Annotated in this window: 23 protein-coding genes; 22 read left to right on the forward strand and 1 reads right to left on the reverse strand. The window is 40.8% G+C overall.

The genetic code is table 11. The features are described 5' to 3' along the window. The first annotated feature begins 3 nt into the window (after positions 1-3). The 12 genes from RV13_RS09350 (at position 4) to RV13_RS09405 (ending at position 13,597) form a co-directional block, all read left to right on the forward strand. Positions 4-996, forward strand: a complete 993-nt coding sequence (locus tag RV13_RS09350) for a dihydroxyacetone kinase subunit DhaK (RefSeq protein ID WP_010744430.1) — start codon at positions 4-6, stop codon at positions 994-996. 17 nt (positions 997-1,013) lie between these two features. Continuing rightward, entirely contained in the window at positions 1,014-1,649 is a 636-nt protein-coding gene (gene hxlA, locus RV13_RS09355) for a 3-hexulose-6-phosphate synthase (protein ID WP_010744431.1), read from the forward strand. A gap of 14 nt (positions 1,650-1,663) precedes the next feature. Further along, complete coding sequence (hxlB, locus tag RV13_RS09360; RefSeq protein WP_010744432.1) at positions 1,664-2,224, forward strand: 6-phospho-3-hexuloisomerase; 561 nt, start codon at positions 1,664-1,666, stop codon at positions 2,222-2,224. 49 nt (positions 2,225-2,273) lie between these two features. Next, entirely contained in the window at positions 2,274-2,927 is a 654-nt protein-coding gene (locus RV13_RS09365) for an HAD family hydrolase (RefSeq protein WP_010744433.1), read from the forward strand. A gap of 131 nt (positions 2,928-3,058) precedes the next feature. Continuing rightward, positions 3,059-4,180 (forward strand): aminotransferase, encoded by a 1,122-nt coding sequence (locus tag RV13_RS09370; protein ID WP_010744434.1) that lies wholly within the window; start codon positions 3,059-3,061, stop codon positions 4,178-4,180. A gap of 575 nt (positions 4,181-4,755) precedes the next feature. Then, positions 4,756-7,416, forward strand: a complete 2,661-nt coding sequence (locus RV13_RS09375) for an HAD-IC family P-type ATPase (RefSeq protein ID WP_010744435.1) — start codon at positions 4,756-4,758, stop codon at positions 7,414-7,416. Positions 7,417-7,568: 152 nt separating this feature from the next. Continuing rightward, positions 7,569-7,874, forward strand: a complete 306-nt coding sequence (locus RV13_RS09380; protein ID WP_028021270.1) for a PTS sugar transporter subunit IIB — start codon at positions 7,569-7,571, stop codon at positions 7,872-7,874. A gap of 3 nt (positions 7,875-7,877) precedes the next feature. After that, a complete protein-coding gene (locus RV13_RS09385; RefSeq protein WP_010744437.1) occupies positions 7,878-9,143 on the forward strand; it encodes a PTS sugar transporter subunit IIC in 1,266 nt (421 codons plus the stop codon). A 38-nt stretch (positions 9,144-9,181) separates the two neighbouring features. After that, a complete protein-coding gene (locus tag RV13_RS09390; RefSeq protein ID WP_010744438.1) occupies positions 9,182-9,523 on the forward strand; it encodes a PTS lactose/cellobiose transporter subunit IIA in 342 nt (113 codons plus the stop codon). A gap of 83 nt (positions 9,524-9,606) precedes the next feature. Further along, on the forward strand, positions 9,607-11,034 hold the full coding sequence (locus tag RV13_RS09395; RefSeq protein ID WP_141741224.1) for a glycoside hydrolase family 1 protein: 1,428 nt from the start codon (positions 9,607-9,609) through the stop codon (positions 11,032-11,034). A 54-nt stretch (positions 11,035-11,088) separates the two neighbouring features. After that, positions 11,089-12,984, forward strand: a complete 1,896-nt coding sequence (locus RV13_RS09400) for a BglG family transcription antiterminator (protein ID WP_010744440.1) — start codon at positions 11,089-11,091, stop codon at positions 12,982-12,984. Beyond that, positions 12,977-13,597: a YczE/YyaS/YitT family protein gene (locus tag RV13_RS09405; RefSeq protein ID WP_010744441.1), complete on the forward strand. Its 621-nt coding sequence runs from the start codon at positions 12,977-12,979 to the stop codon at positions 13,595-13,597. Before RV13_RS09400 ends, RV13_RS09405 begins: the two co-directional genes overlap by 8 nt. Before the next feature lie 161 nt (positions 13,598-13,758). Here RV13_RS09405 and RV13_RS09410 read toward each other — a convergent pair whose 3' ends face one another. Next, a complete protein-coding gene (locus RV13_RS09410; protein WP_010744442.1) occupies positions 13,759-14,619 on the reverse strand; it encodes a MurR/RpiR family transcriptional regulator in 861 nt (286 codons plus the stop codon). A 273-nt stretch (positions 14,620-14,892) separates the two neighbouring features. On the opposite strand from RV13_RS09410, the gene RV13_RS09415 reads away from it, so the two are divergent. The 10 genes from RV13_RS09415 to RV13_RS09455 all read left to right on the forward strand — a co-directional run bounded on the left by RV13_RS09415 (position 14,893) and on the right by RV13_RS09455 (position 22,469). After that, positions 14,893-15,891, forward strand: coding sequence for a D-isomer specific 2-hydroxyacid dehydrogenase family protein (locus RV13_RS09415; protein WP_028021267.1), 999 nt, complete (start codon positions 14,893-14,895; stop codon positions 15,889-15,891). Between the two features lie 14 nt (positions 15,892-15,905). Beyond that, a complete protein-coding gene (locus RV13_RS09420; protein WP_010744445.1) occupies positions 15,906-17,009 on the forward strand; it encodes an iron-containing alcohol dehydrogenase family protein in 1,104 nt (367 codons plus the stop codon). Positions 17,010-17,083: 74 nt separating this feature from the next. Then, positions 17,084-17,926 carry a PTS mannose/fructose/sorbose/N-acetylgalactosamine transporter subunit IIC gene (locus tag RV13_RS09425; RefSeq protein WP_010744446.1) on the forward strand — a complete coding sequence of 281 codons (843 nt, stop codon included), beginning with the start codon at positions 17,084-17,086 and terminating at the stop codon, positions 17,924-17,926. A gap of 23 nt (positions 17,927-17,949) precedes the next feature. After that, positions 17,950-18,819 carry a PTS system mannose/fructose/sorbose family transporter subunit IID gene (locus RV13_RS09430; RefSeq protein ID WP_010744447.1) on the forward strand — a complete coding sequence of 290 codons (870 nt, stop codon included), beginning with the start codon at positions 17,950-17,952 and terminating at the stop codon, positions 18,817-18,819. A 21-nt stretch (positions 18,820-18,840) separates the two neighbouring features. Beyond that, positions 18,841-19,347: a PTS sugar transporter subunit IIB gene (locus tag RV13_RS09435; protein ID WP_010744448.1), complete on the forward strand. Its 507-nt coding sequence runs from the start codon at positions 18,841-18,843 to the stop codon at positions 19,345-19,347. Between the two features lie 34 nt (positions 19,348-19,381). Continuing rightward, on the forward strand, positions 19,382-19,576 hold the full coding sequence (locus tag RV13_RS21330; RefSeq protein WP_249024467.1) for a hypothetical protein: 195 nt from the start codon (positions 19,382-19,384) through the stop codon (positions 19,574-19,576). Beyond that, positions 19,518-20,255, forward strand: a complete 738-nt coding sequence (locus RV13_RS09440; RefSeq protein ID WP_249024468.1) for a hypothetical protein — start codon at positions 19,518-19,520, stop codon at positions 20,253-20,255. Before RV13_RS21330 ends, RV13_RS09440 begins: the two co-directional genes overlap by 59 nt. 16 nt (positions 20,256-20,271) lie before the next feature. Further along, entirely contained in the window at positions 20,272-20,715 is a 444-nt protein-coding gene (locus tag RV13_RS09445; RefSeq protein WP_010744450.1) for a PTS sugar transporter subunit IIA, read from the forward strand. 21 nt (positions 20,716-20,736) lie between these two features. Continuing rightward, positions 20,737-21,804: a mannonate dehydratase gene (uxuA, locus tag RV13_RS09450; RefSeq protein WP_010744451.1), complete on the forward strand. Its 1,068-nt coding sequence runs from the start codon at positions 20,737-20,739 to the stop codon at positions 21,802-21,804. Positions 21,805-21,830: 26 nt separating this feature from the next. Beyond that, positions 21,831-22,469, forward strand: a complete 639-nt coding sequence (locus tag RV13_RS09455; protein ID WP_010744452.1) for a bifunctional 4-hydroxy-2-oxoglutarate aldolase/2-dehydro-3-deoxy-phosphogluconate aldolase — start codon at positions 21,831-21,833, stop codon at positions 22,467-22,469. Positions 22,470-22,675: the final 206 nt, after the last annotated feature.

The following is a 22,675-nucleotide window of genomic DNA, read 5'->3' on the forward strand; positions in this document are numbered from 1 at the left end:
ACGATGCAAATTTTTGTAAATGATCCAGATTTTATCGTCGAGGATATGCTGAAGGGGTTTACAGCTGCACATCCAGAAGTGATACTTTCGCCATTAAATGATCGAGTGGTGACACTTAAGGATAAAAAAGAAAAAGTCGGCGTCATCACAGGCGGTGGCAGTGGTCATGAACCAGCGTTTCTCGGATATATAGGTGAAGGGATGCTTGATGCTGTAGCGATTGGGGAGGTTTTCGCTTCCCCACCTGCTCAAGGATTTCTAGATGCGATGATCGAAGCTGACAATGGTCAGGGTGTTGCCTGTCTTTTTGGCAATTATGCGGGAGATAATATGAACGTCAAAATGGCGATCCAAATGGCTGAAGAAGAGGACATTGAAGTGAACTATGTGGTAGCGACAGATGATATCGCCTCTTCACCTAAGGCAACTCGTGAAAAACGTCACGGAATCGCTGGCGGGTACTTCATGTGGAAGGTAGGCGGAGCCAAAGCGGCAGCCGGCGGTACATTAGCTGACGTTATCGAAGTGGCACAAAAAGTGGTGGATCGAACCAGAAGTATTTGTGTAGGACTTACCCCCTGCACGATTCCAGCGGTTGGGAAACCAAACTTCTTAATTGATCTAGGAACGATGGAGTTTGGGATCGGTCATCATGGGGAAACGGGGATCGAGAAGAAAGCATTGGGCAATGGGCAGGAAATCGCGATTGAGATGACCAAGGCCATTTTGACAGATTTTGAATTCGATGAAAAAAAGAAATTAGCAGTGATGATTTCAGGACTAGGTTCAACCATGCTGATGGAACAATACGTAATCTGCGGACAAGTTTTGGAAACGCTGAAGGAACAAGGGCATCAAGTCGAAAAAGTCTATGTCGGTAATTTTGTCACCTCATTGGATATGGGAGGGATTTCACTTACGATCGTTGATTTAGATGAAGAGATTACACAATTGCTAGATGCAGCAGGACAAGCAGTCGGGTTGAAAAACTATTAAAGGATAAGGGTGGAAAAATGAAATTACAACTAGCGTTGGACGAGTTAAAATTAGAGGAAGCATTGATTTTTGCAGAAAAAGTACAAGAACATGTCGATATTATTGAAATTGGCACACCATTTGTGATTGATTCTGGAATGGAAGCTGTCCGCCGTTTTAAAGCAAAATTCCCGGATAAAGAAATTTTATCCGATGAAAAAATTATGGATGGCGGCTATTATGAATCACAGCTGGGCTTTGAAGCGGGAGCTGAGTATGTCACAGTCTTGGGGGTCACCGATGTTGCTACAATCAAACAATGTGTGAAAGCCGGAGCTGATTTTGAAAAACAAGTAGTGGTGGATATGATCTGCGTTGCAAATCTTGAAGAAAAAATTGCCGAAATGGAAAAACTAGGAGTGGATGTCTTAGCTGTTCATACAGGAGCAGATCAGCAGGCTTGTGGGCGGACACCGCTAGATGATTTGAAGGTAATGACTTCTTGTGCGAAGAAAACGAAAATCGCAGTAGCTGGGGGAATCAGCAGTAAGACAATCGATAAGTATGTGGCGCTAAATCCAGATATTATTATTGTTGGAAGCAGCATTACACATGCTCCTGACCCAGTAGAAGAAGCTCGCTTGATCAAAGAAGCGATGTTAGCAAAAGCCTAGTGGAGGACAAGATTATGACACCATCAAAAAATTTGCAGAGTATTTTAGTGGAGCTAACTGAAGATGCCCAGCAGATCGATCAAGCACAGCTGAAAAAAGTAGAGGCGTTGATTTTGAAGGCAAAAAGAATTTTCATTGCTGGTGCTGGTCGTTCTGGTTTTGCGGCACGCGCATTTTCTAATCGTTTGATGCATTTAGGATTTACTGTGTATTTTGTCGGAGAGCCCACAACACCTTCAATCCGGGAAAATGATTTGATCATTATCGGATCAGGATCGGGTCGTACATCAGGGTTAGTGAATATGGCAAAAAAAGCCAAGAGTGAGAAAGCATTGTTAGCAACGATCACGATTCATCCGAAGAATCCGATCGGAACAATGGCTGATGCATTGGTTCAGATTCCCGGTATTTCGACAGGGGATCATCCGTCTGAAAAAGCACCGTCAATTCAGCCAAATGGCTCGTCTTTCGAGCAGTTGTCTTGGTTAGTCTATGATTCGATGATCGTTGATTTAAAAAAGGAACTAAAACAAGAGCAGACGGACATGGATTATCGTCATGCAAATCTTGAGTAAAGGATGGCATCGGGCTTCGGCTCGGTGCTCTTTGAGTAGGGAGGACGAAATGAAAGCAGCATTGTTTGATATGGACGGAACATTGATTGATTCTGAACGATATTATTTTTCTATCTGGCAGGAATTAATGGCGCAAGAAGGCTACCATTTAGAGAAAGATTTTTATCAGCATGTGGTTGGGTCGCCAACTTCTATTTTGAAAGAAAAGTTTCAAAATCACTTCGGAGAGCTTCCAATGTTTGATCGCTTATTCGAGGAATTTATGGACAGACGCAAGCAAGCCCAAAGGAAGGCGATATTCCCAATAACCGACGGCTGCCAGAAGTACTTGGCGTATTTAGTAAAAACAGGTGTCACTTGTGGCATCGTCACATCCAGTTATCAAGAAGAAGCAGAATATATTCTTAAAGCGCTGCGACTGGATTCATTCTTTTCCTTCGGTATTTACGGCGATCAAGTAAGCAAAGGAAAGCCAGACTCTGAAATCTACTACAAAGCAATCGAAGCCGCTAAACAGCCGGCTGATCAAATTTTAGTTTACGAAGATTCGCCTAATGGCATACTGTCTGCGGTCAATGCCGGCTTGAACTGTATCCACATCAAGAATTTTATTGATCCGACACCGGAGATCGAACAATTGATCATTGGCAGCTGTTCGGATTTTATCGAAGTGATGAATTTAATGAATAATATCTCAGATTAAGCAGCGAAAGGGCTGCTTTTTTAATCGTCCAAAAATGAAATCTTTCTAGCTAGTTTAGCGGTTATCCTCTATAATAATAGAACGATGGATTTTTGGTAATAAAATAATTAACGAAAATAAGGAGAAACCAAATGAAAATAGCACCATTTAAAGTAGAACTCTGGATGAATGAGCACGAGGATAAAGCGATCTATAATACAGGAGAAACCTGCGTTGACTCGATCAGTATGGATGAATTGTTTGAAATCGCCGGATTGGATAAACAAGAAGCATTGAATGAACTGACACAAAAGCGTTTGACTTATGGGCATATTTTCGGCAATCCACATTTCAAGCAAGGGATCGCTTCACTGTATCAAACGATTCAAGAAGAGGACATCACAACGACGCATGGTGCGATCGGAGCCAATCATTTAGTCCTTTATTCACTGGTCGAGCCAGAGGATGAAGTGGTCGCTGTTTTACCGACGTATCAACAGTTATATTCGATTCCAGAGTCTTTTCATGCAACTGTGAAGCAGCATGTGTTGACGCCAGAAAATAATTTTTTACCGGATATAGAGGAAGTTAGAAGTTTAGTCAGTCAAAAAACAAAGCTGATCATTATAAATAATCCGAACAATCCTTCCGGTTCTTTGATGAATCGAAAGATGTTAGAAGAAATCATCGCTATCGCTGAAGATGTGGGAGCGTACATTCTTTCAGATGAGACATATCGTGGATTAACTCAGGCTGAGGTGGAAAGTCCATCGATCGCTGACTTGTATGACAAAGGAATCAGTGTTAGCAGCATGTCTAAGGTGTGGTCTTTAGCCGGTCTGCGCTTGGGCTGGATCGCAACGAAAAATAAAGAAGCGATGGAGCAATGTTTGCTTCATCGTGACCATAATACGATCAGCTGCGGAATGATTGATGAAGAGTTAGCGGCGATTGCTTTGGAGACTAAGGATAAGCTCTTAGCGAGAAACCAGCAGATCATTCGAGAAAATCTGAAAATTTTAGATGAATGGGTAGCGAAGGAACCTCATATCACATACGTCAAACCTCAGGCGGGAACAGTAACCTTACTTTATTATGATTTCGATCGTTCAAGCAGAGAGCTATGCCTGGATTTGATCAATAATCATGGCTTGCTGTTTACTCCAGGGGATTGTTTTGAGTTTGAATCCTGTGTTCGAATCGGTTATGGTTGCAGTACCGAGGAGTTAATCGCTGGACTGAATAAATTTTCTGAATATCTGGCAACCGTTTAATTTCAGAAAGCGCAACGAATCTCAAGCAGATCGTTGCGCTTTTTTAAGGTGATACACAAACCGCTTTTTTTGAACTGGAGCAATTTATTCCGCGTTAACATCTGCTTATGCTTTAAAGAAACAGTCCGATGACCTGATTTTTGATAAAATCCGGCTGAAGGATCTATCTGTCTCGACTGAGTTTATCGCTGAACGAATGGCGAATTTAATGGAACATTCGGGAGAATTTCAGCATTATTGTCAGAAAAACGCTTTAAAACGTTGTTGAAAAACTTAAGAAGTTTGCGTTAGCACGCTGCCATTCATTAAAGGGTAGGTTGTAGTAGAAAAAAGCAAAAAACTCTTTTTGCTTTTTTCTTAAACCGATTCGCTAAAATTGACGAAATTTTAGCGCTTTGATACAGTTGTATTAATAAAAAAATTGGAGGTGAGTGGCGCATGGACCCTGACGCCGGTGAGACGTCGTTAATTAAGCAGAAGATTCCTTATTTTCAAAAAGAATAGGCTTTTTTCAGTGCGTTGTGAAAAACAAGGTGCTTTTTTGTCGTATTCAAAAAATAAGGAGAAGAGAACGAATGAAGGAAGATTATTACCAGAGTATCAAGAATTTAGTGAAGGACTATCCAAATGAAGAGTTTGAACAAGGCTTGTCTACGAAAGAAGCGCAAGAGCGGTTATTAAGAAATGGTCCCAATAAGCTGGAAACAAAGAAGGTTTCTAAGTGGCGGCTATTTATCCGACAATTTCATAATATGATCATTTATATTTTGATCATTGCGTCGCTGTTAACGATTGTTATGGGACATTATTCGGATGCGATTATTATTGGCCTGGTTGTCGTAATCAACGCATTGATCGGCTACTATCAAGAAGCCAATGCCTCCGACGCTTTAGAAAAAATCAGAGAGATGTTAGCGGTGGAAGCGACGGTTTACCGTGATGGTCAGCGAATGGATGTTCCAACAGAGGAATTAGCAGTAGGTGACGTTGTTTTCTTAGAGGCTGGCGATAGCGTACCGGCTGATTTACGTATTGTCGACAGCGACAATCTGCGTATTCAAGAGGCTTCGTTGACTGGTGAGGCCGATTCCATTGAAAAAACGGCAGAGGATCTAATAGAGATGGATGTTCCTCTAGCCGAGCAGTTTAATCGTGCTTTCGCTTCCACTTCGGTGACGAATGGAAGCGGCTTAGGCGTGGTTATGGCTACCGCAGAGCATACCCAAATTGGACAGATTTCCACAGAAGTTGGTCAAGTAAAAACGCGAAAATCGCCCTTGATGCAGCAAATTGATGGATTAGGTAAAGGCGTGTCTTATGTTGTGATTGGGGCAGCCATACTACTTTTCGGCTTAGGTCTTTTACTTGAAACTTACTCATTAACTGTTCTATCTTTAGCGATCGTAACAATGATTGTTGGTTCGATTCCTGAAGGTCTGCCAGCGACGACTTCCGTTATTTTAGCGATGGGAGTCAGTGATATGGCGAAGAATAAGCACACCATCGTCAAATCATTACCCGCTGTCGAAACACTAGGATCAGTCGATGTGATCGCCACGGATAAGACCGGTACTTTGACCAAAAATGAAATGACCGTGAAGGATATTTTTCTATCCGCTCATCATTATGAGGTCAGTGGAAATGGTTATGAGCCAAAAGGAAAGATAATGGAAGAAGGGCGTGAAGTGACTGCATCTGACGAGCTTGAACGATTTTTAGAAGCTGGTTATCAGGCTAATGACACGTTGTTGTATAAAGAAGAGAAACGCTGGACAATCAATGGGGAACCAACAGACGGCTCCTTTTTAACGTTGTATCACAAATATTTTGGTGAAAAATATGAATCAAAATACAAAGAAGTTGATATGCTGCCTTTTGATTCGGATTACCGCTACATGGGAAAATTAGTCAAAGACGAAAATGGGAAACAATTGATTTTTATCAAAGGTTCGCCAGATAAGCTTTTTCCAATGGCAAGAGTAGAGGATGACTATTGGCTTAAAACGGTGCAGGAGCTTTCTAAACAAGGAAAACGCGTGGTTGCGGTAGGGTACAAGGAAGTACCGTCTGAACTAATAGAAGTTAGTCATGACATTCTTTTTGAAGGAATCACCTTGCTGGGACTCGCAGGGATTATTGACCCGCCAAGGGAAGAAGTAATCGAATCCTTAAAGGATATGCGTAAAGCTGGGGTAGAAGTGAAGATGATTACAGGGGACCATCCCTTGACCGCGAAAACAATCGGTGAAAAACTGGGGCTGGCACCAAAAATTCAAGTAATTACCGGCCAAGAATGGGACAAGCTATCTCAAGAGGATAAAGAAGCTGCAGCACTCTCCCACCAAGTATTTGCTCGGGCAACACCAAAAAACAAGCTTGAAATCATTGAAGCACTTCAAGCAAGAGACAAAGTCACAGCCATGACTGGTGACGGGGTCAATGATGCTCCTGCATTAAAGCGTGCCGATATCGGTGTAGCGATGGGAATCGAAGGAACCGATGTCGCAAAAGATTCGGCAGATATGATTCTGACGAACGACCATTTCGCGACAATGTCTATCGCGATTCGTGAAGGACGACGGATTTACGATAATATCAAGAAGAGTATCTTGTTCTTATTACCGACCTCCTTTGCTGAGGGATTGATCATTGCCTTCACGATTTTAATGCAGCAGGACATGCCGCTTCAAGCGACGCAGCTTTTATGGATCAACATGGTTTCAGCGATCACGATCCAATTTGCCTTTATCTTTGAGCCGGCAGAGGATCAAATCATGGAACGACCGCCGCAAAAAACAGGCAGCCGCTTAATGAACAAGCATGACATCTTCCAGATGGGATATGTTTCAATCTTAATGGCGCTGATCAGTATCTTGGCTCATGATTGGCTGTTGGCTCAAGGCTTAGACCAAGTCACCGCCAGCACCATGATGGTCAACATTATCGTTGTCAGCAAGATTTTTTATCTATTTAACATTCGTACATCGAAATTTGCTTTGTCAAAAGAATTTTTCAGCAACAAGCCAGCATTCCTGATCATTGGAATTATGGTAGTGCTGCAGCTGCTTTTGACCTATGTGCCATTTATGCAGCAAGCCTTCCATACAGCACCAATGAGTGTTGTTGAGTGGGGGATCACGATTTTAGCGGGTCTCCTGATTTTAGTAATTACTGAGATAGACAAGTGGATTCGAATGAAACGTCAAGAAACACATTTACAAGAGTTGTATGAGTAATGCAAAGGCTGGACGAAACAGAGTCCAGCCTTTTTTTGCGCGTTCCCCAGCAACATTTTTCTTTTTCCCATCTCTAGGAAAAAAGTAAGTTTGTAGGACAGGTTTAGAATTTCCTATAATAAGCATGTAAATAAATGAAAGTGGTGAAGAAAATGAAAAACATCCTGTTAATTTGCGGGTCAGGTGCTTCAAGCGGATTTATGGCAGCGGCGATCAGAAAAGCAGCCAAGAAAAGAAAAGTGGAGGTTACGGTCAAGGCCGCTAGTGAGTCTCAATTAGATGATCGTATTAATGAAATCGATTACTTGCTGATTGGTCCGCATCTGTCTTATATGCTGAAGGATCTCCAAGAACAAACAAAGGACAAAAATGTCCAAGCGGCGGTGATTCCGCAGGCTGTCTATGGAACATTAAACGGAGAAAAAGCTCTGGACTTAATTTTGAAAATGGAGGGTTAGCTGATGGATAAAATCATGAATTTTATGACGAATTCTTTTGCACCGAAAGTAAATAAGGTAGTGAAGAATCCTTGGATCTCAGCCATTCAGGATTCGATTATGGTAGCCTTACCACTAGTATTCGTCGGGTCATTGGTAACAGTTGTGTCATTATTAAAAAATATTTTTAGCGGCATGCCGGATTTTTCAATGATTAGTAACTTCTCTTTTGGGATGTATGCGTTAGTAGTGGCCTTTTTGATTCCGTACTACCTGATGGAGAAAAAAGGTTATGGCGGACAGAAATTGATTTCTGGCGCAGCTTCATTGGTATTATTCATGATGCTTTTGTTCCCCACGATGACAGCCGATGGAGAAGCAGTGTTCATTCTTTCCCGATTCGGTGCTACTGGAATGTTTCTTTCCATGATTACTGGCTTATTTGTCGGGTTTGTTATGAATTTTGCAGTAAAATATTCTTTCTTCGATGAAGACACACCGATCCCAGACTTTGTGGTGGGCTGGTTTAATAGTTTACTACCGATTACATTCATTTTGCTTGTCGGTTGGTTAATCACTTTCCAATTCAAAATCGATTTCTTCGATGTGGTTTTATTGGTCTTTAGTCCTTTAGCGAGCATTGTACAATCGTACCCAGGTTTTGTGTTATCGGTCTTTATCCCAGTATTTCTGTATACCTTTGGAATTTCTGGCTGGGTTATGATGCCAGTCGTCTATCCAGTCTATATGTCTGGACTAGCAGCAAATGCTGAAGCGGTGGCGAATGGTGGACAGGCCTTAAACATCGCAACACAGGAAACCTGTTATGCTTTTTCTTCAATGGGTGGAATTGGAACGACATTAGCATTATCTGTGATGATGCTGTTGTTAAGTAAATCGGCGCAATTGAAGGCGATTGGAAAAGCGGTAATTATCCCTTCGATCTTTAATATCAATGAACCGTTAGTTTTTGGTGCACCGATCGCCTTTAATCCATACCTGATGGTCCCGATGTGGATCAACAGTATTATTGTTCCAACAATCGCCTACGTAACAATGTCAGTGGGCTTGGTCAACGTACCATCTAGTACCTTCTTGTTATGGTATATGCCGTATCCTTTCACTTCCTACTTAGCAACACAGGATTGGCGGGCGATCATTGTTTGTGCAGTGATTTTCGTTATTACTTGGCTGGTCTTTTTGCCATTCTTTAAGGCCTACGATAATTCATTAGTTAAACAAGAAGCACAGGAGGCTTTGGAAGAAGCGGAAGCCGAAGCTGTACATTAAAAAAAGATGCACGATTAGTCATCAGCAGGAGGACACCTATGGAAGAGACGAAATTTTTAGAGGAGAATGACCAGTTGAACCAGCTGTCTATGAACATCTTAGTTCACGCCGGCAGTGCACGAGATCACTTGGTTCATTCGTTAGAAAGCTTAGAGGCGAAGGATTTTACTCAAGCAAAAGAAGAGGTAGCAGCGGCACGTAAAGAAATAGTGATCGCACATGGATTGCAAACGGATACGTTGCAACTAGAGGCATCCGGCGAACAAATTCGCTATTCTACCTTATTTTGCCATGCGCAAGATACATTAATGACTGCACAAAGCGAGATTTTAATCGGCGAACATTTGATTCGCTTATTCGAAGCTTTTGACCAAAAATAGCAGGTACGTTTAGCCAGTCAGAGAGCCTTTGACTGGTTAATGTTACAGATATACGAGGAGGAATTTCATTGAAAAATTATCGAATGCCTAAGAATTTTTTATGGGGTGGAGCGATCGCGGCGAATCAAGCAGAAGGTGCCTACAAAGTAGCTGGAAAAGGCATCAGTTTAGCCGATTTGCACAAGTATTATCCAGATAAAAGCAATGCCGAGATTGCGGAAGAACAGCATAAGGGGATGTCATTGGCGGATGTCCAAGCGAATCTGGCGGACACAGAGGGCTACTATCCAAAACGTCATGGGATTGACTTCTATCATACGTATGAGTCAGACTTGGAATTACTTAGTGAGATGGGCTTCAAAACGTTCCGCACATCTATTGACTGGACACGAATTTTTCCGACGGGTGAAGAAGAGGAGCCAAACGAAGAAGGGTTAGCCTATTACGATCGCCTGATTGACAAAATTATTGAACTGGGAATGGAGCCGATCATTACTATTTTGCATTATGAAACACCTGTTGAGATTACTTTGAAGTATGGCGGATGGAACAATCGCAAAGTGATCGACTTGTTTGTTAAATATGGAAAAGTCGTTTTAGAACGCTATCAAGCCAAAGTGAACTATTGGATCGTCATCAACCAAGTCAATCTAATCCAGTTCGAGCCCTTTAATTCAACAGCAATTCCCTACGATACCGTCGATAATTATGAAGAGGCAAGTTTCCAAGCCGTTCATCACCAGTTCGTAGCCTGTGCGAAATTAGCAGCTTACGCTAAAACGATTAATCCTGATATGCAGATCGGAACGATGATGGCTGATTGTACGGCGTATCCTTATTCCTGTGACCCAGATGATGTGAATTTAGCTTTACGCCGCAATCGTATGCAATACTTTTATACAGATGTTCAGTTTCAAGGTGCTTACCCGCAGTATGCTCTAAATTATTTTGCTGAAAACAATATTCATTTAGAGATTACAGATGAGGATAAGCAATTATTAAAAGATCATCCAATGGATTATTTAGGGCTTTCTTATTACTATTCACAAATGGTGGACGCCTCTAAAAATACCATGAGTCCTTCATCAGTAACACCCAACCCTAATCTAAAAGCCAATCCATGGGGATGGGCGGTCGATCCCCAAGGCTTGTATAATTCATTGTCGCAATATTGGGATCGCTACCACAAATCAATCATTATCGCTGAAAATGGTTTTGGTATGTATGATGAACTAGTAGATGGCCAAGTACACGATGATTATCGAATTTCTTATTTGTCTGAACACATCGCTCAGATGAAGCGCGCGATGTATGATGGCGTTGATGTCATCGCCTATTGTGCTTGGGGACCCATCGATATTATCAGTTGTTCTTCTGCGCAAATGGAGAAACGTTACGGGTTCATTTACGTTGATTTGGACAATGAAGGAAAAGGGTCTGGCAAGCGAATTAAAAAAGACAGTTTCGAGTGGTACAAACAAGTGATTGCATCAAATGGCGAAACATTATAACCAATTGAAAAGTTGATCTTTTGGATCAACTTTTCTTTGAATGGAGGTGTTCCTGTGCTGACGAAAAAAGAAAAGGAGCTGGTTGACTACTTGACGAAGAAAAAACGTTGGGTAACCTCTGACGAACTGGCATCATTTAGTAATTGTACGACTCGTACGATTCGCAACCGAGTTGCTCGGATCAACCAGAACAATCAGGCACTCATTTTGACGAGTCATTTTGGTTACCAGTTAAACCCAGAAGCAAAAATACAAACCAGGGGACTCGAAGATCGAAAATCTCGTATTTTTTTGGAGCTGCTAAAGCATTCTTCAGAAGGTGTCGATTTTTATGAGTTAGCGGAAAAGCTGTTCGTTTCTGAGTCAACATTGAAAAATGATATTCAGCAACTAAAAAAAGAAATAACTAATGATGCGATCCAAATCGTTTTTGAACAAGATTTTATCAAGCTAACTGGCCCGGAACGGGCAAAGAGGCGCTATCTTATTTCGCTTTTGTACAATGAAAGCGATCTGCAGGAAAAGCTGAAGGCCAGTATTCAGCAAATGATCGGTTACATCTCATTAGACAATCTTCAACAAACAATTCAAGCTGTTTTATCTACACACTCGATTCAAATCAATCAATACTCTTTGAACAATATTGTCCTGCATTTCGCAATTAGTATCGAACGTATCCGACAGGGACATAGCTTGAAGAAGTGTCTGGCTAATCCACAGATACAGCATCATCCGGAATTTCTGATCGCAGAGGAGATCAGCGATCAGTTGGCACAGCAGTACGACATTCATTTCTCTCAAGCTGAATTAGAGCAATTGTCTTTATTATTTATTGGGATGCAAAATGAAACGCTGACAAAACAAGACAATCAACAGCTTTCTAGTTTTGTTGATCAGAAGATTATTGTTGCGCTACAGGATGTGTTAGCAGAAGTAGAGCGCACCTATCTTGTCGAACTGCATGATGAAGAGTTTTTCAACAAATTAGCCATTCATTTACAAAGTCTCTATTATCGTTCACATTACGAAACCTTTACCCGTAATAGCAGTCTTTTAGATTTAAAAACGGCTTATCCATTAATTTATGATTTAGCAGTCTATATTTCTTCTTTGATTCAAGATCGTTTAGATATATGGTTCAATGATGACGAAATTTCCTTCATTGCGTTACATATTGGCTCGTTCCTTGAGACACAAAAGCACTTTCAAAATCAAGTGACCATTCAATTAATCGTGAATAACTACCATGATCTCGCGAGCAATCTTAGCAAACAGCTCAAAGAGCATTTTGGTGAAACAGTCCATGTTTTAGTGACAGAAAGAGGTAAACATTTTTCTAAAGAGTATGATTTGCTACTGACGACAGATCGGGAAATAGCTTCTAAATTTGCTGGCTCTGTTTTCATTCATCCTTTTTTGACGACTAAAGATATTAAAAAAATTGAAAAACGAATGGATTCGCTAAAATCACAGCGAGAAAAACGACGAATGTATCAGGCGATTGAAAAGTTTATTTTGCCGGAGCTGTATTTTAATCAAATTGATCCCGCTGGATTAAAGCCAATCGAAATTCGGAAGCAGATGAATCAACGAATGTTAGAGAATGGCTTTGTAGATGCTGCGTTCTTTGAAAGAGTGGAAAAACGTGAGCGAATGTCACCAACTAGTTTTCCTTCAGGGATTGCAGTGCCTCATTCGGTAGAGTTGGAGGCTGAAAGAAGTGGTGTTGCGATTATGACATTACAGGAGCCGCTAGTTTGGGCGGATCATTCTATTAAGCTTATTGCTTATATAGCCATCAACAAGGATGAAGCCAATGCGTTTAATGACTTTTTTGAAAAATTTATTGAGATTGTTTCAGAACCAATCAATACCAAGCAGTTGAGTATGAGTGAGGACTATGAAGAATTTATTCTGCGTTTGAAAGCTATGGTGGATGCAGATGAATAGTCACTTGTTAAACCGCATCTTTTTAGTTATTGTGGGTACGATCTTAATGGGTCTCGGCATCGAAATGATTGTTATCGCCAATCAAGGATTCGATTCAGTCAGTACCCTGATTTTAGGCCTTATGAACTATTCAACCCTTCCCTTTGGACGCTGGAGCCAATTAATTAGTTTAGGATTTTTACTTATTACCTTTTTTTACAAACGGAGTATGTTGGGGATTGGCAGCATCATTAACACGCTGCTAGTAGGGGAAACGATTAGCTGGGCTGCACCTTATCTTGAAGGGATCGTTCTTTTGAAGGATAGTCTTGTCGCTTCTTTTTTAGGTTTTGTTGTAATGGCTTTAGGGACCGCAATTTATTTATCTGGGAATCTAGGATCGGGACCTTTAGAAGGTATGATGTTTTGTACCTGTGAGTTACTGGGATTATCGTTACAAAAAGGACGAATAGTATTGGATTTTGTGATTGTCGCAGGAGGACTTTTATTAAAAAGTTCAGTTGGAATCGGAACGCTATTTGCTATTATTTTATTAGGTCCAATGATACAGGGATTCATGCTTATATTGCAAAAGCGGGTACGCTACAGATACCGCGATGGAGAAATACTTTAATAATAAGAAGTGATGTATAATATCTGAAGTTCTCATTCAATGGAGTGATTAGTTAGATTTTCAGTTTGAATCATAAGGGATTAAGCAATGGGGATAAATTGAAAAAGCGCCACAACTTAGTTAGAACACGCTAACTAAGTTGTGGCGCTTTTTTTGTTTCTTTATTCGCCTTTATTCTCTTTTAGACTTTGGATGACTGTTCGAACTTTAGTGATGGTATTTTGTGCATTCTCACGATTGTGGAACATCAAAATCACATAGAGAGAATCAATGATGCTTAATTGAGCGATTCGAGAAGCCAATGCTTCAGAGCGAAATTCAATTTCTTCAGAGATCGAAATAAACACGACATCGCCTAATTTTGCCAAAGGTGAGTGGGCCTGACTTGTCATTACGATAACCTTCGCGCCATTTTTCTTAGCTGCTTCAGCGATATGAATGGTTTCTTTCGATTTTCCAGAATGGGAGATAAACAATGCGCAATCTTCCTCTGTAAGTAAGGAAGCCTCCATTAATTGAAGATGATAGTCGGTACTATGACCGACTGGAATAGGAGAACGCAAAAATTTATGATAGGCATCAGTCGCCACGATTTCAGAGCCTCCCACGCCAAAGAAATAAAGCCGCCTTGAATCTGAGATCATTTTTACCGCTCGTTTTAGGTCTTGTTCCTTCAATAGTTTCTTTGTGTCGACCAAAGTTGACATATTTGAATCGAAAACTTTCTGTGCCATTACTAATTCCGAATCATCTTTTTGTACATTTTCGTGAATCGTAATCGCGGTAAGATCATTTTCTTGTTTCAATAGCGCCATCTTGAAATCCTTAAAGCCGTTAAAGCCTAATTTTTTTGTGAATTGAAAAAAAGTGGAGTCAGCAATCCCCAGTTCAGCTGCAAGATCGCTAATAGAGCTGTGGCTAACCTTACTTGGATTTTCAAGTATGTAGTCGGCAATCGCTTGTTCTTTCGGACTAAAATCGTTGTACATGGATTTAATTTGTAAGTGAATAGGGCTAGACATAGGCAATCCTCCTTTATCTCATAAGTAGTTATCCATAAGATACTAGGAAACGAAAAAAAAATCAACAAAAATATTTTTTATTTTTTCTGTTTACAAAAAAATATTTTTTTGTATAATAAAGGCATAAGGTTGAATGCGTTATCAGAAATCGGTTTCCGTAGGACGCTTGACTTTGAATAGTCTATGAAAGGGAGTTGGATAGAAAAGCATCAATGAATGAGGTAGAAATGATTTGTCAGGAAGAGTCAAACAAGACAAAAAGGAGCTTTAAGGATGGGAAAATACAAAATAGCGATTGTAAATTCAAGTAGTTTCGGCAAAATTTTTCACGATCAATTGGAACGATTGGAAAAGATCGGTGAGGTTCGTTCATTTACAGTAGATGGCGAAATTGGTGGACGAGAATTGGCAGAGCTGTTGGCGGGCTACAATATCATTATTGCAAGTGTCACTCCATTTTTTACGCAGGAATTTTTTGACTATAAAGATGAACTTATTTTAATTACGAGACACGGCATTGGGTACAACAATATTGATATTGAAGCCGCACGAGAACACGGCACATTAGTTTCGATTATTCCAGCTTTAGTTGAACGGGATGCCGTTGCAGAAAATAATATTACGAACCTGTTGGCACTTTTAAGAAAGACTGTTGAAGCGGATTTGAGTGTGAAAAATGATAGTTGGGAAGATCGTGCTAATTTTGTCGGCCGCACCCTCTTTAATAAAACTGTCGGCGTTATTGGTGTCGGAAATACAGGCAGCTGTGTTGTGGAGACGTTAAGGAATGGCTTTCGCTGTCACGTATTAGCCTATGATCCCTACAAGTCAGCGCTGCATATTGAAAGCTATGGAGCAAAAAAAGTAGACCTTCCCGAATTGCTGAAGGAAGCAGACATTATTTGTCTTTGTGCCAGCCTTAATGAAGAGAACTATCATATGATTTCCACTGAAGAAATTGCCCAGATGAAGGACAATGTTTATCTCTCGAATAGTGCTCGCGGCGCTTTACTTGATGAAGAAGCAATTGTCAGCGCTTTAAAATCAGGGAAAATCGCGGGATTAGCCACCGACGTTTTAGAAGAAGAACCAGGCCGCAGCGATCATCCCTATCTGGCCTTTAGCAATGTGGTCATGACGCCTCATACCTCCGCCTATACGATGGAGTGTCTACAGGAAATGGGGGCGAAATGTCTGAGAGATGTTGAAGATGTCGTTGCTGGTAAAATTCCAGAGCGATCGGTCCAAGCAGAAAGCAAGATAGTCAGTTAGGAAGGTGAGCAAATGTGTTAACTGATTTAAAGGTAAAAGTAGGACCGCAGTTTTATCGGTACAACGTTGGTGCTATTGATTTTGTGCCAATGCTTTTACAGGAGTTCTCAGCTAAAAATGTGCTAATTGTTCATGGTCAAGTTTCTTTTGAGAAAGCGAAGCCGTTTCTGAGTTTCTTAGATGAGGAAGCCTATAATTTTTCCTTTTTACAATACACCGGAGAGTGCAGTTATTATGGTTCCGAACAAATTGAAAAAGCAGTAAAAACCAATCAAATTGATTTTATTATTGGCGTTGGCGGCGGAAAGCTGGCAGATCTTGTCGGCTACGCGGCACATAGAGTGAATGTAAATTTTGGCGTAATCCCAACACTTGCCAGTAATTGTGCACCATGGACGCCTTTATCGGTGATGTACAAAGAAAGTGGGGAATCTGAAGGAAAGAGTGAACATTTTTTACGTCAGGCCTCCTTTTTTATCACTGATCCAGCGTTAGTTATTGATGCGCCAGTGAATTATTTTGTTGCAGGCTTAGCGGATACGATCGCGAAATGGTACGAATCAGAAGCGATCCTGCAGCAGGGTCATTTAAAAAATGAACCCTTTCTTCAGTTGGCTGGGTATACAGCGGCGCTTTGTAAAGAAGCAATTCTAAACAATTCAGCGAAAGCGATCAAAGATATGCAAGCTGGCATAGTATCAGAAGAATTTGTTCATCTATCTGAAATTGTCTTTGCTGTTGCCGGACTAGTTGGCGGCTTAGGAGATAAATATGCAAGGAACGCGATCGCCCATGCGATGCATGATGGCATGAGCAAATATTTGCCAAACAGTCACGATTTCTTACATGGAGAAAAAGTTGCCTATGGCATTTTCTATCAGCTAGCTGTGGAAAAGAAATGGGAACAAATTGATGCGCTGCTGCCTTTCTATCAAGAATTGGGATTGCCGATGTCATTAAAGCAGATGCAGCTCTTTCCAGAAGATGAAGCAGTTATCGATCAGATTGTTGCATTTATTGATTCAAAGGAAAAGGTCCACCTGCTTCCAATCCCAATTACAAAAGAGCTCTTGAAGGAATCAATGAATGAGTTAGAGAACTATTTAGAAAAAAAGTAATTGCTCCTTTTTGCTATTGAAGAGAGTGATTAACAAGTTGAATACAGGATTTAATTACGAATGAGGAGGAAATTATGGATACTTTAAGTGTAATGCAGAGTTTACTAATCGCTTTGTGGGTCGCTGCGGTAATGTCTAGGTGGCTAGGAGGCGGAGCAACGCTAACCTTGCGTTTCTCACCTTTAATGACCGGTTTGATCGTCGGGATTATCATGGGAGATGTGGCACAAGCCATGATCGTGACGGCCGCTTTGCAAATGATTTATATGGGGGTTTTCTCACCTGGCGGATCAATGCCGGCAGAACCATCCATCGCTGCTGCTATCGCGGTTCCAGTAGCGTTATTAGGGAATTTAAAACCAGAAGCGGCGATTGCCGTTGCCGTACCCGTTGGACTGTTGGGGAGTTATTTGTATCAGTTCCGTTTCTTCATTAATACGTTCTTAGGGAAGTATACAGATAAGGCGGTAGAAGACTTAAATGCGAAAGCAATCAAACGCTCGATTATTTTATACCCAACGTTGGCGTCCTTTATTTTGTTCGTTCCATTAGTATTTATTGCTCTTTATTTAGGTGCACCAATTATTGCGGATGTCATCAATGCGTTGGAAGGAACAGTAGTCATCCATATTCTTGAAGTAGTTGGTGGCGGCTTGGCGGCGATCGGAATCGCGACAACGGTTTATGTTATTGGCCGAAAAGATTACATGGTCTTTTTCTTCCTTGCTTATTTCATGAGTGTTGTGTTGAAGTCCCTTGAAATCACGATGGTAACTTACGCAATTTTTGGGGTCTTGATCGCGCTAATCTTCGTACAATCACAAAAAGGCAAAGGTGCGGCACCCGCAGCCGAATCGGCAGGGCAAAGTTCTGCAGCATCCTTTGATGATGACGACGATTACGATGACGGGTTCTAATTTATTACTAGGAGGGAAAAAACATGACTGAAGTATCAACCAATCAAGCAGAAAATAAAAGCTTAGCACCTGAAGAGATTACCAGTAAAGATGTTACGAAAGCCTATCTAAGATGGCATTTCGCAAATGAGATTCCTCATTCATTCGAACGCTATTTGGCGCCATCCTTATTGTATGCCATGATGCCAATCTTGAAAAAGCTATATAAAGACGACGATGCTTTAAAGGCCGCCTATAAACGCCAGCTACTATTTTTCAACACACAGCTAAGCTGGGGTGGCGGTGTGATTACAGGGTTAATGTCATCCATGGAGCAGCAGCGCGCACAGGAAGAATACGAGAAAAAAGAAATTCTGATGCAAGATGACTTAATGTACAACACGAAAGCTGGTTTGATGGGAGCGTTAGCCGGAATCGGTGATGCGATCGACTCAGGGACCGTTCAATATATTTTCATCGCGATTGCCGTTCCTTGGGCACAACAAGGAAGTGCCTTAGGCGCCTTGTTCCCATTTGTTTTCTTTGCTTTGTATCAAGCGGCGTTAGGGGTCTTCTTTGCGAAACAATCCTTTACTATGGGTCGAAATGCGACAGGCCTAATGCAAAGTACGGGTGTTCAAACAGCGATCGAAGCGTTGTCCGTATTAGGACTGTTTATGATGGGAATTTTGGCCGGGAATTATGTAAAAGTTGAATCCACCTTGAAGTTCGCTATTTCTGGACGGAAGTTTGTTATTCAAGAAATTCTCGATCAAATCGTACCAGGGATTTTGCCATTAGCCGTTGTTATGGGTGTGTATTGGTTCTACACGAAAAAGGGTTTAAAAGTAACACAAGCATTACTCTGGCTGACCTTGATTTTAATCGTTCTAGCTGGAATCGGAATCTTATAATTTGAAAAGGATGTGTGTGAAATGGGCGTAATTAATTTAGCTCGAGTGGATGAACGGTTGATCCACGGACAAGTAATGATGACTTTATCACAAAAAAGTGGGGTCAACTCAATTTTCGTAGTAGACGAAGTAGTGGCGAAGGATAAATTTATGCGTGATCTATATAAAAATGCTGGCAGCCGCACAGGACAGAAGACCATCGTGATTACTCCGGAAAAAGCGAAATTTTACTGGGATGAATTTAATTTCAAAGAATACAACTGTATTTTGATCACAAAAACAGTCAGTGTAATTTACGATTTAGTAAAACACGGTGTGCCAATGAAAGAATTAAATATTGGCGGGATTGCACAAAAAGATCCTGAGAAAGATTTACTCGTGACGAAATCTGTTTATCTAAACAAAGAAGATGCAGAACGATTAAAAGATATGAATGAAAATTATGGTGTCGAAGATATTTATTTCCAAGCAACACCAGCTGCACCAAAATCCAGTTTAAAAGATGTACTAAAACAATTCGGTTTGTAGAATTTTTTGACTGAAAGAACAGGAGAGAGCATAGATGGAGCAAACAGAGGGGTTCAAGGATTGGTTATTTCGATACCAATACGTTTATCGATTGCGGCGGACTGAAAAGAGTAAAAAAAGATTTCTTGCGGCATTGGTAACGGATATCGCTAAAATGCGGAAAGATGTTCGTGTTATTGAATACGATCAAAAAAAAAAACTACGCGGCGCGAAATGTCTATGTTGGTAATATCAAACAAGCGGATCGCATCATTTGCACCTTCTATGATACTCCTCCTGAAAGTTTTGGTTCGTATCAGTTGTTTGATCGGAAAGACCAAGCGCAGAAGACGACCAAGTTTATTTTACTAAGCTCAATAGCCGCAATTCTTTTTGGGTTCATTGGTACGCTGATCTATATGCGTTTTGCACCAAATTCTTTTCAATGGAACGCACTCAGCACTTTCGTGATTATGGCGATTTACGCAGGCTACTTTGCTTTGTTAGGAAAAATAACAAAGGGGTTGTCTAATCGAAAAACATTGGTACGAAATACGTCGTCGATATTGACGATGCTGAAGATGATCGCGGAAAATAAACAGAAAAATATTGCCTATGCTTTTTTAGATGAAGGCAGCTATGGCACTAAAGGTTTGGACGAGCTGCAAAAACAAGCGAATGGACGTTGTAAAATTTATTATTTAGACAGTATAGGTGCGCCAGCGCCATTACATCTTGTCGGTGAATCACCAAATAACCAAATCATTCATGAAAATATGGATTATCAAGCTTCTGATCAGAAGGTAAATTATATTTTCAGTGCAAGAACAGATCAAGAGAATCGCGCTTTTTATTTAAATCCAGCTGATTTAAAGGAAAAGCAATTGAATATGGAAAATATAGCCACTGTGACGAGCTTGTTTCAGTGAGAGAAAGGGAGGACCTATGTTAGGGATCGTAATTGCAACACATGGAAATTTAAGTGATGGGCTGAAGGATGCAGCAGAAGTGATTGTTGGGACAACGAATAATATTGCGACAGTCAATTTAAATCCCGGAGATGATCTTCAAGAATTGGGAAAACAGATTGAAGACGCAGTCAAAGAGGTCCATCAGGAGAACGGGGTTATTGTTTTAACGGACTTGGTTAGTGCCAGTCCTTATAATCAATCTGTTTTGATTACCAATGGTTTAGATCCAACACTTCAAGAAAAGATTTATATCATTGGCGGAGTAAATTTACCCATGCTGCTAGAAACTATCAATCATCAAATTTTGAGTACTCCCGTTGAAGAAGCAGCACCAGCGGTTATGAAACAAGGCTCAGATAGCTTAGCTATTTGGCATATTTCAGAGATTGAAGACGAGGAAGACGAAGACGACTTTTAATAGGAATAGGAGACTAAATTAATGAAATGGGGCTTTAGATGGTATGGAGAGAAAGGCGACTCCATTCCTTTAAATCATGTGAGACAGATACCAGGCATTAACGGCGTAGTGGGAACATTACTGAACAAATTACCCGGCGACGTTTGGGAAGTTTCTGAGATAAGAGAGTTAAAAGAATCGATTGAAAAAGAAAATTTAGAATTATTAGGAATAGAAAGCGTCGCGATTCATGATGCGATCAAGGCAGGTACCGCTGAACGAGATCAGTATATCGAGAACTATATCCAGACAATCAAAAATCTTTCAAAATGTGGGGTTCATCTGATTTGTTACAGCTTCAAACCAATCTTCGGCTGGGCAAAAACAACGCTGAATTATGAAAATGAAGATGGTAGTCTGGCACTGTTATACGATCAAGCAGTTGTAGACAATATGGAACCAGGGGACATGTATAAACTAATCAGCAGTCAATCAAAAGGCTTCCAGTTGTCTGGTTGGGAGGAAGAACGGCTTAACAAATTCAATTCGTTAGTGGAAATGTATGAAGGGGTGACTGAAGAGGTTCTGTTTGATAATTTGAAATACTTCCTTGAGAAGATCATTCCGATTTGTGAAGAAGCGGATGTGAAAATGGGGATTCACCCAGATGATCCACCTTGGGAAATTTTTGGTTTTCCTCGTATCACAAAAAATCTCGCGGATTTGCAGCGAATTACCAGCATGGTTGATTCTCCATATAATGGCATCACTCTATGTACTGGAGCTTTGGGTGCAGATCCGGATAACGACATGGTCGAAATCATTCATGCCATTGGTGATCGGATCAACTTTGTCCACTTCCGTAATGTAGAATTCTTAGGCTATCGGAAGTTTAAGGAAACGGCACATTTATCTACGGAAGGCTCATTAGATATGTACGCAATTATGGAGGCCTTAGTAGACGTCGGCTTTGACGGTGTGATTCGTCCAGACCATGGCCGCACGCTTTGGGGTGAGGTTGCCAGACCTGGCTATGGCTTATACGATCGCGCGATGGGTATTACGTATATGCAGGGCCTGCACGAAGCCATTACCAAACGAAAAGGTTAAATATTGCGCAGAAAGTGAGCGGAAAAATGTCAGTAAATATGAAACATAAGGTTTATGAACAATTATCGCAAACCAAACTTTTGCCGTTATACACGGCAACTGATTTGAGCTATTTATCTGTAGTAGAAGAGATTCTAATCGAAAATAATGTTCCTCTGATTGAAGTGACCTTTCGTAGTGAGCTAGCGGCTGAAGCAATCAAGCGATTAGCGGAGTCCGGCAAGCTAATGGTTGGTGCTGGAACAGTTCGAACACTAGCAGAAGCGAAAATTGCGGTTGAAAATGGTGCGCAATTCGTTGTTTCTCCAGCAGTCGTCCCTGATGTGATCGAATATTGCTTGGATCATGAGGTTCCAGTCTTTCCTGGAACGGCAACACCAAGAGATATTCAGCAGGCAGCAGATTATGGACTTAAGGTCGTAAAATTTTTCCCAGCAGATATTTATGGAGGACTAAAAGCCATTGATGCATTAAGCGGTCCATTCTATGATATAAAATTCTTACCAACTGGCGGAATTAACGGAGAAAACTTCTTAGAATATCTTGATAACCCAAATGTAGTAGGTGTGGGCGGTTCCTTCATCCTCTCAGAAAAAGTTATTAAAGAAGACAATGGAAAGAAAATGAATCAGCTTCTTCACTCATACGTTCAACAAATCAATTAATTCTAACGTGAAATAAAGAACATTTGCATCCAGACTTTTGAAAAAAGGTCGATGCAAATGTTTTTTTCTTAATTGTAATAAGTCGCTCTCTTCATAATAACGCCACATTTTTTTCTAACTTTCCTTCAAAAAGCTCATAGCTTTTTCAAACATTTAGCGTAAGATGAACTTAACCCTAAAAATAATTCTTTTTCCCCTGTGAAAGC

The sequence above is a fragment of the Enterococcus raffinosus genome, from assembly GCF_001886185.1.
Taxonomy (GTDB): Bacteria; Bacillota; Bacilli; order Lactobacillales; family Enterococcaceae; genus Enterococcus_A; species Enterococcus_A raffinosus.

Excerpts from the sequence above, each read along its gene's own strand:
- RV13_RS09350 (WP_010744430.1), top strand. The coding sequence starts at position 4 with ATGCAAATTTTTGTAAATGATCCAGATTTTATCGTCGAGGATATGCTG.
- hxlA (WP_010744431.1), top strand. The coding sequence starts at position 1,014 with ATGAAATTACAACTAGCGTTGGACGAGTTAAAATTAGAGGAAGCATTG.
- hxlB (WP_010744432.1), top strand. The coding sequence starts at position 1,664 with ATGACACCATCAAAAAATTTGCAGAGTATTTTAGTGGAGCTAACTGAA.
- RV13_RS09365 (WP_010744433.1), top strand. The coding sequence starts at position 2,274 with ATGAAAGCAGCATTGTTTGATATGGACGGAACATTGATTGATTCTGAA.
- RV13_RS09370 (WP_010744434.1), top strand. The coding sequence starts at position 3,059 with ATGAAAATAGCACCATTTAAAGTAGAACTCTGGATGAATGAGCACGAG.
- RV13_RS09375 (WP_010744435.1), top strand. The coding sequence starts at position 4,756 with ATGAAGGAAGATTATTACCAGAGTATCAAGAATTTAGTGAAGGACTAT.
- RV13_RS09380 (WP_028021270.1), top strand. The coding sequence starts at position 7,569 with ATGAAAAACATCCTGTTAATTTGCGGGTCAGGTGCTTCAAGCGGATTT.
- RV13_RS09385 (WP_010744437.1), top strand. The coding sequence starts at position 7,878 with ATGGATAAAATCATGAATTTTATGACGAATTCTTTTGCACCGAAAGTA.
- RV13_RS09390 (WP_010744438.1), top strand. The coding sequence starts at position 9,182 with ATGGAAGAGACGAAATTTTTAGAGGAGAATGACCAGTTGAACCAGCTG.
- RV13_RS09395 (WP_141741224.1), top strand. The coding sequence starts at position 9,607 with ATGCCTAAGAATTTTTTATGGGGTGGAGCGATCGCGGCGAATCAAGCA.
- RV13_RS09405 (WP_010744441.1), top strand. The coding sequence starts at position 12,977 with ATGAATAGTCACTTGTTAAACCGCATCTTTTTAGTTATTGTGGGTACG.
- RV13_RS09410 (WP_010744442.1), bottom strand. The coding sequence starts at position 14,619 with ATGTCTAGCCCTATTCACTTACAAATTAAATCCATGTACAACGATTTT.
- RV13_RS09415 (WP_028021267.1), top strand. The coding sequence starts at position 14,893 with ATGGGAAAATACAAAATAGCGATTGTAAATTCAAGTAGTTTCGGCAAA.
- RV13_RS09425 (WP_010744446.1), top strand. The coding sequence starts at position 17,084 with ATGGATACTTTAAGTGTAATGCAGAGTTTACTAATCGCTTTGTGGGTC.
- RV13_RS09430 (WP_010744447.1), top strand. The coding sequence starts at position 17,950 with ATGACTGAAGTATCAACCAATCAAGCAGAAAATAAAAGCTTAGCACCT.
- RV13_RS09435 (WP_010744448.1), top strand. The coding sequence starts at position 18,841 with ATGGGCGTAATTAATTTAGCTCGAGTGGATGAACGGTTGATCCACGGA.
- RV13_RS21330 (WP_249024467.1), top strand. The coding sequence starts at position 19,382 with ATGGAGCAAACAGAGGGGTTCAAGGATTGGTTATTTCGATACCAATAC.
- RV13_RS09445 (WP_010744450.1), top strand. The coding sequence starts at position 20,272 with ATGTTAGGGATCGTAATTGCAACACATGGAAATTTAAGTGATGGGCTG.
- uxuA (WP_010744451.1), top strand. The coding sequence starts at position 20,737 with ATGAAATGGGGCTTTAGATGGTATGGAGAGAAAGGCGACTCCATTCCT.
- RV13_RS09455 (WP_010744452.1), top strand. The coding sequence starts at position 21,831 with ATGTCAGTAAATATGAAACATAAGGTTTATGAACAATTATCGCAAACC.